Annotated in this window: 15 protein-coding genes and 2 pseudogenes; 16 read left to right on the top strand and 1 reads right to left on the bottom strand. The window is 62.8% G+C overall.

Going from position 1 to position 14396, the window contains the following annotated elements:
- Positions 1–603 carry an HdeD family acid-resistance protein gene (locus tag RE429_RS00265; protein WP_414472417.1) on the bottom strand — a complete coding sequence of 201 codons (603 nt, stop codon included), beginning with the start codon at positions 601–603 and terminating at the stop codon, positions 1–3.
- Between the two features lie 331 nt (positions 604–934).
- Here RE429_RS00265 and RE429_RS00260 point away from each other — a divergent pair, with 331 nt between their 5' ends.
- From RE429_RS00260 to RE429_RS00185, 16 genes and pseudogenes are all read left to right on the top strand, one after another.
- Positions 935–1450: a hypothetical protein gene (locus RE429_RS00260; protein WP_414472416.1), complete on the top strand. Its 516-nt coding sequence runs from the start codon at positions 935–937 to the stop codon at positions 1448–1450.
- A gap of 359 nt (positions 1451–1809) precedes the next feature.
- A pseudogene (locus RE429_RS00255) lies at positions 1810–2016 on the top strand (F0F1 ATP synthase subunit A); the annotation flags it as partial.
- Between the two features lie 4 nt (positions 2017–2020).
- The gene (locus tag RE429_RS00250; protein ID WP_370439076.1) at positions 2021–2341 is read left to right on the top strand and encodes a DMT family transporter; all 321 of its coding nucleotides are present in this window, start codon (positions 2021–2023) and stop codon (positions 2339–2341) included.
- A gap of 272 nt (positions 2342–2613) precedes the next feature.
- Positions 2614–3510 carry an enoyl-CoA hydratase gene (locus RE429_RS00245; RefSeq protein ID WP_414472415.1) on the top strand — a complete coding sequence of 299 codons (897 nt, stop codon included), beginning with the start codon at positions 2614–2616 and terminating at the stop codon, positions 3508–3510.
- 40 nt (positions 3511–3550) lie between these two features.
- Positions 3551–4714 (top strand): acyl-CoA dehydrogenase family protein, encoded by a 1164-nt coding sequence (locus RE429_RS00240; protein WP_414472414.1) that lies wholly within the window; start codon positions 3551–3553, stop codon positions 4712–4714.
- A gap of 38 nt (positions 4715–4752) precedes the next feature.
- A complete protein-coding gene (locus RE429_RS00235) occupies positions 4753–5787 on the top strand; it encodes an acyl-CoA dehydrogenase family protein (RefSeq protein ID WP_414472413.1) in 1035 nt (344 codons plus the stop codon).
- 82 nt (positions 5788–5869) lie between these two features.
- Positions 5870–6514, top strand: coding sequence for a gamma carbonic anhydrase family protein (locus RE429_RS00230; protein WP_414472412.1), 645 nt, complete (start codon positions 5870–5872; stop codon positions 6512–6514).
- A 77-nt stretch (positions 6515–6591) separates the two neighbouring features.
- Complete coding sequence (locus RE429_RS00225; protein ID WP_414472411.1) at positions 6592–7506, top strand: MBL fold metallo-hydrolase; 915 nt, start codon at positions 6592–6594, stop codon at positions 7504–7506.
- A 180-nt stretch (positions 7507–7686) separates the two neighbouring features.
- Complete coding sequence (locus RE429_RS00220; RefSeq protein WP_414472410.1) at positions 7687–8886, top strand: ABC transporter substrate-binding protein; 1200 nt, start codon at positions 7687–7689, stop codon at positions 8884–8886.
- 63 nt (positions 8887–8949) lie between these two features.
- A complete protein-coding gene (locus RE429_RS00215; protein ID WP_414472409.1) occupies positions 8950–9234 on the top strand; it encodes a DUF1330 domain-containing protein in 285 nt (94 codons plus the stop codon).
- Positions 9235–9399: 165 nt separating this feature from the next.
- A complete protein-coding gene (locus RE429_RS00210; protein WP_414472408.1) occupies positions 9400–10170 on the top strand; it encodes an ABC transporter ATP-binding protein in 771 nt (256 codons plus the stop codon).
- Positions 10163–10882 carry an ABC transporter ATP-binding protein gene (locus RE429_RS00205; RefSeq protein WP_414472407.1) on the top strand — a complete coding sequence of 240 codons (720 nt, stop codon included), beginning with the start codon at positions 10163–10165 and terminating at the stop codon, positions 10880–10882. The genes RE429_RS00210 and RE429_RS00205 overlap by 8 nt, the downstream gene beginning before the upstream one ends.
- A gap of 4 nt (positions 10883–10886) precedes the next feature.
- A pseudogene (locus RE429_RS00200) lies at positions 10887–11795 on the top strand (branched-chain amino acid ABC transporter permease); the annotation flags it as partial.
- 132 nt (positions 11796–11927) lie between these two features.
- The gene (locus tag RE429_RS00195) at positions 11928–12857 is read left to right on the top strand and encodes a branched-chain amino acid ABC transporter permease (RefSeq protein WP_414474262.1); all 930 of its coding nucleotides are present in this window, start codon (positions 11928–11930) and stop codon (positions 12855–12857) included.
- Positions 12854–13612 (top strand): SDR family NAD(P)-dependent oxidoreductase, encoded by a 759-nt coding sequence (locus tag RE429_RS00190; RefSeq protein WP_414472406.1) that lies wholly within the window; start codon positions 12854–12856, stop codon positions 13610–13612. Before RE429_RS00195 ends, RE429_RS00190 begins: the two co-directional genes overlap by 4 nt.
- Positions 13609–14394, top strand: coding sequence for an SDR family NAD(P)-dependent oxidoreductase (locus RE429_RS00185; protein WP_414472405.1), 786 nt, complete (start codon positions 13609–13611; stop codon positions 14392–14394). The genes RE429_RS00190 and RE429_RS00185 overlap by 4 nt, the downstream gene beginning before the upstream one ends.
- Positions 14395–14396: the final 2 nt, after the last annotated feature.

The raw sequence follows: 14396 nt of genomic DNA, 5'->3' as shown, positions 1-14396 counted from the left end.
TCAGGACATGGCTTCCATCCCCGCGCCGGCGATGCGGGAGGTCTGGCCCGCCAGATAGCCGAAACGCAGGAACACGAGCCCGGTCGACAGGAAGTCGATGCCCACGAGCAGCCCCAGGCTCCAGGCGGCCGAACTCGGCAGGCGGTTCCAGATCAGCACGCCGACGGCGAGAGACAGGACGCCCAGCAGCAGGAACCAGCCCCATCCGTCCATGGGCCTGAGGCGGAAGCCGATCAGGATCTTGAGGACGCCGCTGGCCACGAAGGTGGCGATGATCACCAGGGTCAGGCTGATCAGGCCCGCGACGGGATTGGTGATGAGGGTGAAGCCGCCGACCAGGAAGGCGGCCGCGATTAGCACCTGCCAGACGAAGCCGCCCCAGCCCTTGGTGCGCAGGGCGTAGAGAAACTGGGCAATGCCCGCGATCACGAAGGCCCAGCCGACCACGGCCTCCACCGCGAGGCTGGCGAAGAACGGAAGCGCGAGGGCCGCCGATCCGGCCACGATGAGCAGGATGCCGACGGCATAGAGCCACCAGCGGCTCCGGGCGAGCGGTCCGCTGAGACCTGTTCCGTCGAGACGGGTGAGGTGGGGTTGGGGCATGGCGGGCTCTCCTCTTCCTCATGACCGGATGCGCGGAGCGGTGGCCGGCAGCGCCAAGGCGGCCGGTGCGCCGATCGACGAAGGGCCTCGCGGGCATGGAGCGGGACGGCGGAGACCCTCGTCGCAGGAGCCAGTCTAGCTCCTGTCTCCGAAAACGTCATGAGCGGGTTTCAAGGGCCGCCCGTGGCGTTCATGGTCGCCGGTCCCCTCTTGCCCGGCGGGGAAATCGCCGCAATCGGGGACTATCCTGGGAAAGTGCGTGGAGGCAGCGGATCTCTCGGGGCTGCAAGACCGACACGGTGCCTGCCTCGAACGGGCCATGAGGTTCGTCATGACATTGCAGGACTTCGCCTGGCTTGCCACGACCGTCAGCGGTGTCGGCGTCATCTTCACGCTGATCATCTTTTCCATCCAGATCCGGGGCAATACGCGCGCCGTGCGGGCGGCGACCTTCCAGCAGGTGGTGAACTCCTTCGCGTCGATCTCCTTCGACATCGCCAAGGACAAGGCGCTTGTCGATCTCTACATCCGGGCCGGACGGGAATTCGCCTCGCTCGGCGAAGTGGAGCGGGTGCAATTCGGCTTCATGCTGCTCAGCTTCCTGCGCCGGGCCGAGAACGTCTACGTGCAGAGCGAAATCCGCACGATCCATGCGCCGCACTGGTCGGGTATCCGCGAAAGCATCAAGGCCATCATGGCGTCTCCCGGCGCGCGAGCCTGCTGGAGCGAGATCCGGAACCGGCACAATCCGCACTTCCGGGCCTTCATCGACGAACTCATTGCCGAGGATGCAGGCTCCGCCAAGAGAGATTGGAGGCCGGATGCGATGAGCGTCAGAACGCGATGACGATCGCTTGTGCCTGCGTTCTCGCTTTATTGCGATCTGTCGCAGATCTCCCGTGCCGAGGCAGGGGCCCTGCATGAGTGGCTTGGCAGGCCGATCTCCGCAACAGCCTCCGTCATGCTCTTGCCTCAACCTCGCGAGGTTTGATATAGCCATCCTGCCTCGGGACGACCCTTGGCCTTCGCTTCATCGGGGACGGCCCCACCGTCGCGGCATGACCTGCCGTTTCTGCGGCTTGGATCTGAAAGCGGAGGCATCCCCGGTGGCCAGCCCTATCGAGCAGTTTGCCGTCAAAACCCTCGTTCCTCTCGGGAGCGTGGGCGGAGTCGCGTTCGGCGTGAGGAACGCGGCCGTGTTCATGAATCGTCCTGAAGGTCTTCGGGGGCTTCGTCGTTGTCCTTGGTTCGGCAGGTGCCGGATACGCGGGGCTCGGGCCGCTTCCTCTGGCCATGACCGTGGCGTTGACGGGTTTCGAGTTCCTCGTCGCCGTCCTCCAGGCCTATGTGTTTGCGATGCCGACCTGCATCGACCTCAACGATGCGCTCCATCCGGGACACCAGAGAGGTTAGGATAATGGCTTGGGTCTATCTGGTCGTGGCGGGACTGCTGGAGGTCCTCTGGGCCTACACCATGAAGCAGTCGATGGGGTTCACGAAGCTCGTCCCGAGCATCGTGACCATCGTGGCGATGATTGCCAGTTTCGGGTTGCTGTCGTTCGCCATGAGGGTGCTTCCCCTCGGCACGGCCTACGTGATCTGGACGGGTATCGGCGCCATCGGTGCCTTCCTGGTGGGGATCGCCGTGCTCGGAGAGCAGGCCACGGCCCTGCGGGTCGGGAGCGCCTTGTTCATCCTGATCGGTCTGATCGGCCTCAAGATGGCGTCGGATCATTAAAGCATCGGACGTGAGTTCGGTGGTGCCCGATGCTGTAGCTCTGCGGCCTTGAACGGCCACAGCCGATCGTATCGAGCGTGATCGCCGGCGCAACGAAGCCGGAGCAGGTCGCCGGCAACGCCAAGGCCGGTTCATGGCGGCTCAGCGCCGCCGATATGGAGGAACTCGCTGCGATCTGCACATGATCTGCCGGTAGTCTCTTTGGACGATTGCAGCGTCTCATGACGGGCCTAGGCTGCATGGCCCGGCACAAGCACTGGGAAAGGGCCGTCATGAGCGATCTTGTCGAACCGCGCAAAGCGGAAATCACCTACGAGACGGACGAGCCGGTCCGCTATGAGCGGGAAGGCCCGATCGCCTGGGTGACGATGAACCGGCCGCAATTCAACAACGCCCAGAACTCCCAGATGACTTACGCGCTGGACGATGCTTTTCGCCGGGCTGTCGATGACGACACGGTGAAGGTCATCATCCTGCGGGGTGAGGGCAAGCACTTCTCGGCAGGGCACGATATCGGAACGCCGGGCCGCGATGTGAACAGGTCGTTCGAACGCCGCCTCCTCTTTGCCGACCATACGAACAAGCCGGCAGCCGAGATGCTCTATACGAGGGAGCACGAGGTTTATCTCGGCATGTGCCGTCGCTGGCGCGACCTTCCCAAGCCGACGATCGCCCTCGTCCAGGGAGCCTGTGTCGCCGGCGGCCTGATGCTCGCCTGGGTGTGCGACCTGATCGTTGCGAGCGAGGATGCGTTCTTTCAGGATCCGGTCATTCGCATGGGAATACCGGGTGTCGAATACTTTGCTCACGCCTTCGAGCTTCCTCCACGGGTAGCCAAGGAGTTCATCCTGATGGGCGAGAGGCTTCCTGCCGCGCGTGCGGAACAGTTCGGCATGGTGAACAGGACCGTGCCCCGGTCTGAACTGGAAGCTGCGGGACGCGCCATGGCGCAGCGCCTGGCCGAGCAGCCCCGCCTTGGGCTTTGGCTCACGAAGCAGGCCGTGAATCACGTCGAGGATTTGCGCGGCAAGAGAACGGCCATGGATGCGCATTACCATATGCACCACTTTGCTCACGCCCAGAACGATCTGACGACCGGCAACATGCTGGGAGGCCACGACGCGAAGAGCATGGCCGCGGCCAACAAGAAGCAGGCGGGAGACAGCTGACGCTCGCGTCAGCAACGGCCGTCGTCTGGCAAGGACATCCATGAACCTGACCTATACCGAAGAGCAGAACGCCTTTCGCCGGGACGTGCGGTCCTGGCTCGAAGCCCATGTCCCACGCAAGCCATTGCCGTCGTTCGACGGGAGCCGCGAAGGATTCGAGGCGCACCGGAACTGGGAACGCGTTCTCAACGAAGGGCGCTGGGGAATGGTGACATGGCCGGAACGCTATGGCGGCCGCGGTCTCGATCTTATTCAATGGCTCATCTTCGAGGAGGAATATTACCGGGCGGGCGCTCCACTGCGCGTGAACCAGAACGGCATCTTCCTGCTTGGGCCGACATTGATGGAATACGGCACACCTGAGCAGAAAAGCCGCTTCCTCCCGAAGATGGCATCGGGCGACGAGATCTGGGCGCAGGCCTGGTCGGAGCCGCAGGCTGGAAGCGATCTTGCCGCCGTGCGCGCGAGTGCGACACGGGACGGCGACGAATACGTTCTGCGGGGCCATAAGATCTGGTCGTCGCGCGCGGTGTTCGCGGATTGGGCCTTCGGCCTGTTCCGCTCGGACGCGCAATCCGAACGCCACAAGGGCCTGTCCTTGATCTTCTTCCCCCTCGATGCGCCGGGCGTTCGGGTGCAGGCCATTCCGCAGATCGATGGAGAGACCGGATTCGCCGAGATCTTTCTGGAGGACGTGCGCGTACCGGCTTTCAACAGATTGGGGGACGAGGGAGAGGGCTGGTCGATCTGCATGGCGACGGCGGGTTTCGAGCGCGGCCTCATGCTGCGCAGTCCGGCGCGCTTTCAGGTGACCGCCGGCCGGCTCGTGGAATTGTACAAGTCCTGCGAGAAGGAGGCCGACCCAGTCACCCGCGCCGCGGTCCTGAAAGCCTGGATGGACGCGGAGGCTTACGCGCTGTCGATCTACAACACGGCGTCCCGCCTCGACGCGGGGGGCAAGATCGGCGCGGAGGCGAGCACGAACAAGATCTTCTGGTCGGAGATGGATATCGCCATGCACAAGACCGCTCTCTCGCTTCTCGGTGCGCGAGCGGAACTATCGAAGCACGCCTCCGAGGCCGAGGAGGCCGGGCGCTGGATCGATGGATATTTCTTCTCCCTCGCCGGCCCGATCTATGCCGGATCCAACGAGATTCAACGCAACATCATCGCCGAGCGAATGCTCGGCCTGCCGCGGGCGTGAGCGATATAATGGATTTCCGTTTCTCCGACGAACAGGTCATGACTGCGGAGGTAGTCCGCGCGCTCCTCGCAGAAGTTTGCGGCTCGCAGGATCTTCGCCGGCTCATGGCGGACGGCGGCACCTACGACGAGAAGCGCTGGGCGAAGCTCGGAGAACTGGGCCTTGCCGGTGTTCTCGTTCCGGAGGAATGCGGCGGGCTCGGACTTTCGGCCGCCGATTTCGTGCAGGTTGCGGAGGCCTGCGGCTATCATTGCCTTCCCGAGCCGCTCGTGGAGAATGTGGGCATCGCCATTCCTCTCCTGGCGGCATTCGCGGACCGGCCAGGCGTCGCTTCCGATCTCGAGCGGGCTCTCTCAGGAGAGATCGCCGTGGCTGTCTCTCACCCGGTCAATCCATTCGTCCCGAACGCCGACACGGCATCGGTCGCTCTCGTTTCCCGACATGACGGTCTCCATCTTGTGGCGCTGTCTCGCGAGATGCTGACGATGCAGCCGAGCGCCGATCCTTTCCGGCGTCTGCATTCCCTCGCTTTTGCCCCTGAGGCCGCGACGCGTCTTGCAAGTCCGGAGGAAGCGTTCGGCCCTCTTCGGCAGGCTTTGGACCGCGGCGCGCTCTTCACGGCAGCCCAGCTCTTGGGAATGGCGCAGGCTTGCGTGGATCTCTCGGTTGCCTATGCCAAGGAGCGACAGCAGTTCGGCCGCCCGATCGGTTCCTATCAGGCGATCAAGCATCATCTCGCCACCGTTCAGGTGAAGATCGAGTTCGCACGGCCCGTGCTTTATGCGGCCGCAGCCGAGATGTCTCACGACGATCTCCATTCCCGTGCTCGGGTGTCCCAGGCGAAGCTCGCCGCGGCCGAGGCGGCGGAGCTCGCCGCTCACACGGCGATTCAGGTCCACGGCGCCATGGGCTATTCCTGGGAAGTGGATGTCCACCTCTATCTGAAGCGCATTGTCGCGCTCACCCAGGCTTGGGGCATCCCATCCTTTCATCGGGAGCGGGTTGCGGCGCGGGTCTTTCACGCCCCGCTTGGCCCTGAACATACATTCGCCAGAGAGGCAGGCCGTGGGTGAACCACATGATGTGGTCTCGCGCCGCGGGCCGCCCCGGGAGCGCTGCCCGGGTCGCCGTGACTGTCATTGAAAGGCTCCGATCATGCCCGTCTATGCCTTAGAGGGAATTGTCCCTGTCGTTCATCCGACTTCGTATCTGCATCCCACGGCAGTTCTCATCGGCGACGTCATCATCGGGCCACGTTGCTATATCGGCCCGGGAGCATCGCTGCGAGGCGATTTCGGGCGAATTCTGATCGAGGGCGATTCGAGCGTACAGGACAGCTGCACGCTGCATACCTCCTCACATTCCGACTGCATCGTCCGGCGCGGCGCTACCATCGGACACGGAGCGATCCTGCATGGCTGCACCGTAGGCGAGAACGCGCTTGTCGGTATGAACTCCGTTGTGCTGGACAACGCCGAGATCGGCGACGAGTGCCTCGTTGCCGCGTTGAGTCTCGTGAAGTCCGACATGCGTGCTCCACAGCGCAGTCTCATTGCCGGCAATCCTGCCGTGATCGTGAAGGCACTGGCGGAGGGAGCCATCCGGTGGCGCAACAACGGGGATGGAGAATATCAGCGGCTTGCCGACCGTTCTCTCGCGTTCCTTGTGGAATGCGCTCCATTGGCCGAACCCGAACCGAATCGGCAACGCATCAGCGGCACCGCGCGGCCCGTAAGGCTGAGCGACTCAGCGGGGCCGCTGGCCAGACAAGTCCAGACCTCCGTCGGCGATGCGACGTGACAGGCTTCGCGGCGCCGGTTTATCCTGCTCCAAGGCCGATGTCGGCAGAAGGACCATGCGAACCTCAGGATGGTGTAATGGCAAGCCGAGGATCTGATCTGGAAGCGGAAAGCCGTCCCGCCTATGGCGAAGCCGTTCCGGTCGGGCCCGGCATTCGCCGGTTGACGGCAAACAATCCGAGCCCCTTCACCTTCTGGGGAACGAACACATACATTATCGGCGCCGAAACACTCGCGGTCATCGATCCGGGTCCGGATGATGCCGAACACCTCCGGCTCCTCCTGTCCATCATTGGAGGACGGCCGGTCAGTCACATCTTCGTCACGCACACTCACCGCGATCATTCGGCACTGGCGGCATGCCTGAAGGCGGCAACCGGCGCATTGACAGTCGGGGAGGGGCGGCATCGACGCTTCAAGCCTGCCGGAATGAAGGTCGACAAGCTGGTCGAGGCAGGTGGCGATCTCGATTTTTCACCCGATCTCGCTCTCCAGGACGGAGGCATCGTTGCCGGCGATGGCTGGTCTCTTCAGGCGATCCATACGCCCGGCCACGCCGCGAACCATATGGCCTACAGCCTGGTGGGAACGGACATCCTGTTCTCCGGCGACCATGTGATGGGGTGGTCCACAACCGTCGTCGCACCGCCTGACGGCTCGATGTCGGACTATATCGCTTCGCTCGATAAGCTCCTCGAAAGGAATGACAGGACTTATCTTCCCGGACATGGCGGGGCGATCCTGCAGCCTTTGGACCACGTCCGAGGAATTCGCGCCTATCGCAAAATGCGGGAGGCGATGATCCTCACCCGGATTAGAGAGGGTGACCGGACCATTGCCGATATCGTGCATGCGCTCTACCGAAGAATTGATCCCACCCTCCACGGAGCAGCCAGTCTGACCGTCCTCGCCCATGTTGAAAGTCTGATCGGGCGAGGTCTCGTGAAAACCGGTGGCGAGGCGAGCATGGACGGCGTGTACGAGCCCGTTTGATCGGGGCAGATATATCCCTTTGCGCCAGCCACTCGATGGGCCCTCAATCTGCATCCGAACGGCTTGCGTGAGAAGGTTTTAGTCTTTTCGGACGATGCCGTGGGTTGGCGGGACCTGCGAGCCTGAGGCCCTGGTCCGGCATCTGCTTCAATGCGGCAAGAGACCACCCGGGAGGAAGAAATGAAAAGACTGATGTTAGCGACGTCGCTCATGCTTTCGACGGCGCTCACCGCGTCCGCGCAGCAGGCACCCAGCGTCAAGATTGCCGTTCTCAACGACCAAAGCAGTTCCTTCTCGGCGCTCGGAGGCACTGAGGTCGTCGATGCCGTCAAGCTGGCCATCCAGGATTTCGGGGGCTCCGTGCTCGGAAAGCCTATCGAGTTCGTATCGGCCGATCACCAGAACAAGCCCGAAGTCGCGCTCTCCATCGCCCGCGAATGGCTCGAACGCGACAATGTCGATGCCATCGTCGATATCGCCAATTCGGCCATTGCGCTCAGCGTCAACACTCTCCTCGGCCAGAACAAGAAAGTCGGTCTTTTCATTTCGCCGATCACGGACAGGCCGACCGAGGACGATTGCAACGGATACGGCGTCTCATGGGCCTATGATGCCTATTCCGTCGCTCGCTCCTCCGTCCGGGCTCAGCTCGATCGTGGCGGCGAAAGCTGGTTCATCATCTCGCCGGATTATGAGGCTGGAAAAGTCCTTGAGAACACCGTGAAGACCGCCGTTGAGGAAGAGGGCGGAAAAGTGGTCAAGGCTGTCCGCGCTCCCCTGGGCACAACCGATTTTTCATCGTTCATCCTCCAGGCCCAATCCTCAGGCGCGAAGGTGGTTGCTCTGACCCTCAACGGCCCGGAGCTGGTGAATGCGCTCAAGCAGATTCAGGAATTTGGGCTCATCGACCAAGGGCAACGCGTCGCTCTGACCGTGCTCCATCAGTCGGATGCGCGATCGATCGGCCTCGATGCCCTGAAGGGCATTCAGTTCGCATCGCCCTGGTACTGGAATACGGACGATGCATCCAGGCGCTTCAAGACCGAGATGATGAAGAAAACGGGTAACGCGCCGGGCTGGGTTGCTGCCGGGGCCTATTCGGCCACGATGAACTATCTCACTGCCGTCAAGGAGGTTGGCACGGACGACGCCGACAAGGTTCTGGCGAAACTGCGCGATACCAAGATCAACGACCTTTTCGCGCACAACGCGACGCTTTGGCCGAATGGACGCCTGATCCACGACATGCATCTCCTCGAGGTGAAAAAGCCGGGTGAAAGCGCCGACAAGCAGGATGTGTTCAAGGTCCTGGCGACGGTGCCGGCCGAACAGGCGTTCCGGCCGCTCAACCAGAGCAAGTGCAAGCTCGTCAAGAAGTGACCCTTCGCGGCGGACTGCTCCTGATGATCGGGCAGTCCGCTCTTCAGCGCTCAGGAGCGTGTCTTGCCCGGGTATCTCGTTTTTGAAATCGAAGTGACCGATCCCGATGCCTATGCCCGTTACCGGGAGGTGGCGGGGCCGATTCTCATGGCCGGGGGCGGCCGCTTCGTTCTGTCGAGCGATACGATCGAGCCGCTCGAAGGAAACTGGAGGCCCGCATCCCTGTCCGTCGTCGAGTTCTCCAGCGCGGCGGAAGCGCGTGAGTTCTACCACTCCGATGCCTATCAGAAAGTCATCGAGCTGCGGCAGCTTTCCTCGCGTGCCCGCGGGATCCTCATCGAAACCTAGCGCATCGTGCGAAAAAGTGGACCCGGTTTTTCGCAAGAACGATGCGCTCATTTATGAAGGGACCATCGGATTCAGTCCCAAAAGTGCAAGTCCACTTTTGGGTCCGATGCTCTAGCCCGGGACCTCGCCACGACCCGATAGGCCGGACACTATGGAGAGAGCGTTTTGCACAAGAGCGCACCGCAGGACGATTACATCATCGAGGCCAGCGGCCTGACCAAAAATTTCTTCGGCTTTTCGGCTGTCCGCGCTGTCGACCTGAAAGTTCGGCGTCATTCCATTCATGCCCTGATCGGGCCGAATGGGGCGGGAAAGACCACGACCTTCAACCTGATCACCAAGTTCCTGTCGCCGACAGCCGGGACTATCCGTTTCAACGGAGAGGACATCACGGCGCTTCGCCCGGCCGAGGTGGCACTCAAAGGCATCGTGCGCTCTTTCCAGATTTCCGCCGTGTTCCCGCGCATGTCGGTCAGAGAGAACGTTCGGATCGCCTTGCAGCGGCCGCTTGGAAGCTCATATCGCTTCTGGCAGTCGGAGCGCAGCCTGGACGATCTCTCCGAAAGAGTCGACGAGCTTCTCGATGCGGTCGGGCTTCTCGGCTATCGCGACAGGCCGGCGGCCGGACTTTCCTATGGCCGAAAGCGCGCTCTTGAGATCGCCACCACGCTGGCTCTCGATCCGGAAATGATGCTCCTCGACGAGCCCATGTCCGGCCTCGGTCACGAGGATGTCGATCGGATTTCGGAGCTCATTCGCAAGGTTTCGACTCAACGGACCATACTTATGGTCGAGCACAATCTGTCCGTCGTCGCGGCTCTGTCGGACACCATCACGGTACTCGCTGCGGGGCAGGTCCTCGCAGAAGGACCCTATTCCTCCGTATCGCAAGATCCACGCGTGGTGGAAGCCTATATCGGAAGCATCAATGAGTGAGACAAGGGATACGGGTTCCGCCCTGACTGTCGCCGATCTCCAGGCATGGTATGGCGAGAGCAAGGCTCTGCATGGAATGAACTTCCATGTGAACAAGGGAGAGCTCGTCACCTTGCTGGGACGCAACGGTGCGGGCAAGACGACGGCCCTTCGCAGCATCATGGGGCTCGTGCGCCGTAAGAGCGGAACGATCCGCTTCGGCGGTGAGGAGCTTTCTCAAAGGCCTGCGGAATTCATCGCACGGCGAGGGATTGCGTATTGCCCGGAGGAGCGCGGGATCTTCTCCAGCCTGACCGTGGGTGAAAATCTCGAGCTTCCACCCGTCATTACTGCGGGCGGCATGTCGACGGACGAGATCTTCACCCTCTTCCCCAATCTGAAGCAGCGCTGGTCGAGCCCGGGGACGAAGCTCTCAGGCGGCGAGCAGCAGATGCTGGCGATCGCCCGCATCCTGCGAACCGGGGCGAAGTTTCTCCTGCTCGATGAGCCCACTGAAGGCCTTGCTCCCGTCATCGTGAAGCAGATCGCCGCCGTCATCCAAGGGCTCAAAGCCCGTGGCTACACGCTGCTCATGGTGGAGCAGAACTTCCGCTTCGCGGCCCAGCTCGCGGATCGGCACTGCGTTGTCGAGCATGGGCGTGTCGTGGAAACCTTCCGGCGCGACGAACTCGGCGCTGCCGCTCATAAGATCGAATCCTATCTGGGAGTATAGCGGGATGACTGACCTGTTTGGCGTTCCGCCGGCCCTCCTGTTCGGCCAGCTTCTCGTCGGCCTGATCAATGGATCATTCTATGCGATGATGAGCCTCGGCGTGGCCATCATCTTCGGGATGCTGCGCATCGGCAATTTCGTCCACGGCGCCCAATACATGCTCGGTGCATTCGGCGCCTGGTACCTGCTGCGGTTGCCGGAGCTCTTCCCCGGCCTCGGCTTGCCGTCCATCGGATACTGGTGGGCTCTCATCATCGTGCCGGTGATCGTCGGCCTGATCGGTGCCGTGATGGAGCGACTGTTCATCCGCCGGGTCTATGACCTCGAACATGCCTACGGCCTTCTGCTCACCGTTGGCCTCGCAATGGTGATCGAGGGCATCTTCAACGTCATCTACGGGGCAGCCGGTCAGAGTTATGGCGTTCCTGAATCGTTGAGGGGCGGAATCAATCTCGGATTCATGTTTCTGCCGATTTATCGCGCATGGGTCATCGGCGCAGCGCTCCTCATCTGCTTCGGCGCATGGTTCGTCATCGAACGGACGAAACTCGGCTCGTACCTGCGCGCAGCAACCGAGAATCCCGACCTCGTCCGTGCCTTCGGGATCAACGTCCCCCGCATGCTGATGCTCACCTACGCCTTCGGCGTCGGATTGGCCGGGCTCGCCGGCGTCATGGCGGCGCCGATCTATCAGGTCAGCCCTCAGATGGGCCAGAGCATTATCGTGACGATCTTCGCCGTCGTCGTGGTCGGCGGCATGGGGTCCATCTTCGGTGCCATCGTGAGCGGGCTGATGCTCGGGCTGATCGAAGGGTTGACGAAAGTCTTCTACCCGGAAGCGTCCACGACCGTGATCTTCATCATCATGACGATCGTCCTGATCTTCCGGCCGGCGGGACTCTTCGGGCGTGAGACGACCAGCCATACGGTTGCGGACCTGTCGTCCGGCCGGGCCGGGAGCATTCTCGAGAATGGCCGGCTGTGGCTGATCATCCTCGCGGCCGTTGGCGCGGCTCTCCCGTTCTTCATCTACCCGATCTTCGGCATGAAGATCCTGTGCCTGGCGCTCTTCGCCTGTGCCTATAACCTCGTCTTCGGCTATGTCGGGCTTCTGGCCTTCGGCCATGCAGCCTTCTACGGAAGCGCCGCCTACGTGACGGCGCATGCCGCAGCCGTGTGGGGATTGCCGACCGAGCTGTGCATTCTGCTGGGCGTCGGCGTTTCGACGATCATCGGCGCTCTCTTCGGATGGCTCGCCATCCGCCGGCAGGGGCTGTACTTCGCAATGATCACCCTGGCGCTCGCGCAGGTCGTCTACTTCTACGCGGTGCAGTCGGGTTGGACGCATGGCGAGGACGGCATTCAATCCGTCCCGCGCGGGACGCTGTTCGGGGTGATCGACTTGAACAACTCGCTGAACATGTACTACGTCGCCCTGGTGGTCTTCCTGGCGGGCTTCGCTTTCGTGAACCGGGTCGTCCACTCGCCCTTCGGTCAAGCGCTGAAGTCGATCCGTGAGAACGAGGCGCGGGCCATCTCGCTCGGGTACCACGCGGACCGGTTCAAGCTCATTGCCTTCACTCTCTCGGCCATGCTGTCAGGCGTCGCGGGCTCGATGAAGGCCATCATTTTCCAGCTTGCATCGCTTGCCGACGTGTTCTTCATGACCTCCGCCGACGTTCTCCTGATGACCCTTATCGGCGGGGTCGGAGCCATGCTCGGTCCTGTGGTCGGTGCGACGATCATCGCCGTCGTGCAGCGCGAGCTCGCTTCCTTCGGAGCATGGGTCGTCGTGATGCAGGGAGCGATCTTCGTCCTCTGTGTCCTCTTCCTGCGCAAAGGCGTGGTGGGGACGATCGAGGAGTTTCTGGCGAACCGGGAGGAACGCAAGCTCTCCGCCCTGGATCGGGCGAGGCCGCAGGACGCCAAGCCGCAGTCTCATGCCGTCAAAGCGGATGCGGAGGCAGTGCGGTGACGTCGACGCTTCTCATCGGCATGGGGCCGGGTCTGGGTCGTGCCCTTGTCCGCGCCTTCGCTCGAGACGGGAACAAGGTTGCCTTCGTCGGCCGGCGAGCGGAGGAAATCAAGCGTCACGAATCCGAGCTTCGCGCAGAGGGCCTCGATGTTTCAGGCCATGTTGGCGATGCGGGCGACGCCGAGGCGATGGAGCGTATCCATGCGGACGTCGCCCGGACGATCGGGCCCCCCGATGTCCTCCTGTACAACGCCGCCATGATCGAGCCGTCCCGGTTCGTCACCCGCTCCGGTCTGGAGGAGGTGAAATACGGGACAGCGGATGGCTGGGCCTCCCATGGGGAGCCGGTGAGTTGCGACTATCTGATGAAAACACTCCGCACCAATGTGGCAGGAGCCCTTCATGCGGCCCAATCCGTCGTTCCGGCGATGATGGAGCGGGGGACCGGTACCATTCTTCTGACCGGGGGCGTTCTGGCGTTTGGTCCCTGGCTCGAATGGGGAGCAACGTCTCTGGGGAAAGCCGCGCTCCGCAGCCTGGGGCTGTCTCTCGACAAGGAACTGCGGCCCGCGGGGATCCATGTCTGCACCATCGCCATTCACGGAACGATGCAGGCAGGCACCCCCTACGATCACGATCTCGTCGCACAAGCCTATCTCAGGCTTCATCATGAAGCTCCGGCCCAGTGGCAGCCCGAGTTCCATTTCCGGCCCGATGATGCGGGCGCCGATCCGGATGATCCAGAGGCACGATGACGGCTCAAATCAGGCTCGACGGGCGCAAGGCCCTCGTCACAGGCGGCGCTAGCGGGATCGGCGAGGCTGCTGCGAAACTCCTCCAAGAGTTGGGCGCGGAGGTTGCCATTGCCGATCTCGACCGCGACAGAGCCGCAGCAGCGCTGGAGCGGACCGGCGCGAAGGCCGCGACGATCGGGGATGTGTCGAGCCATGCGGACAGCGTCCGGATGGTCTCGGAGGCCGTCGAGGCTCTGGGTGGGCTCGACCTTGCCTTCAATGCGGCCGGGATCGGCGACGATCTCGTCCCGGTTCATGAGCAGACGCCGGAGCGATGGCAGCGCATCGTCGATGTCAACCTGGGCGGAACCTACCTGATGTGCCGGGCGGCCGCACAGGTGATGCTCGAGGCCGGGACGGGCGGATCCATCGTCAACGTATCATCGATCGTCGGCCTCGGCGGATTTCCCAGGCGTTCGGCCTATGCGGCCGCGAAGGCCGGGATCGTTCATCTCACCCGCACGCTCGCCTGCGAATGGGGGCCGGCCGGGATTCGGGTCAACTGCATCGCCCCGGCCTACACGCTCACCCCCATGGTGCAGGCGCTCATCGAGCGACAGGCGTTCGATCGAGCCATCCTGGAAAAGAGGACGCCGCTGGGGCGCTTCGCGCGAACGGACGAGATGGCCACAACAGTGGCCTTCCTTCTCTCCGACTGGGCCTCGTATGTGACCGGCACCGTGATGCCGGTCGACGGCGGCTGGAGTGCCTACAGCGCCGCCGGCGACGCATTCCCCTCGTGATC

Origin of the sequence: Microvirga sp. M2 (assembly GCF_047497095.1) — a bacterium.
Taxonomy (GTDB): Bacteria; Pseudomonadota; Alphaproteobacteria; order Rhizobiales; family Beijerinckiaceae; genus Microvirga.
Note: the sequence above shows the minus strand (reverse complement) of the source record. Positions and strands in the feature narration are given on the sequence as shown.

Bases quoted from the DNA above. Each gene is read 5' to 3' on its own strand.
- RE429_RS00195 (WP_414474262.1), top strand. From the start codon at position 11,928: ATGAAGATCCTGTGCCTGGCGCTCTTCGCCTGTGCCTATAACCTCGTC.
- RE429_RS00185 (WP_414472405.1), top strand. From the start codon at position 13,609: ATGACGGCTCAAATCAGGCTCGACGGGCGCAAGGCCCTCGTCACAGGC.
- RE429_RS00240 (WP_414472414.1), top strand. From the start codon at position 3,551: ATGAACCTGACCTATACCGAAGAGCAGAACGCCTTTCGCCGGGACGTG.
- RE429_RS00225 (WP_414472411.1), top strand. From the start codon at position 6,592: ATGGCAAGCCGAGGATCTGATCTGGAAGCGGAAAGCCGTCCCGCCTAT.
- RE429_RS00205 (WP_414472407.1), top strand. From the start codon at position 10,163: ATGAGTGAGACAAGGGATACGGGTTCCGCCCTGACTGTCGCCGATCTC.
- RE429_RS00250 (WP_370439076.1), top strand. From the start codon at position 2,021: ATGGCTTGGGTCTATCTGGTCGTGGCGGGACTGCTGGAGGTCCTCTGG.
- RE429_RS00260 (WP_414472416.1), top strand. From the start codon at position 935: ATGACATTGCAGGACTTCGCCTGGCTTGCCACGACCGTCAGCGGTGTC.
- RE429_RS00245 (WP_414472415.1), top strand. From the start codon at position 2,614: ATGAGCGATCTTGTCGAACCGCGCAAAGCGGAAATCACCTACGAGACG.
- RE429_RS00220 (WP_414472410.1), top strand. From the start codon at position 7,687: ATGAAAAGACTGATGTTAGCGACGTCGCTCATGCTTTCGACGGCGCTC.
- RE429_RS00265 (WP_414472417.1), bottom strand. From the start codon at position 603: ATGCCCCAACCCCACCTCACCCGTCTCGACGGAACAGGTCTCAGCGGA.
- RE429_RS00230 (WP_414472412.1), top strand. From the start codon at position 5,870: ATGCCCGTCTATGCCTTAGAGGGAATTGTCCCTGTCGTTCATCCGACT.
- RE429_RS00235 (WP_414472413.1), top strand. From the start codon at position 4,753: ATGACTGCGGAGGTAGTCCGCGCGCTCCTCGCAGAAGTTTGCGGCTCG.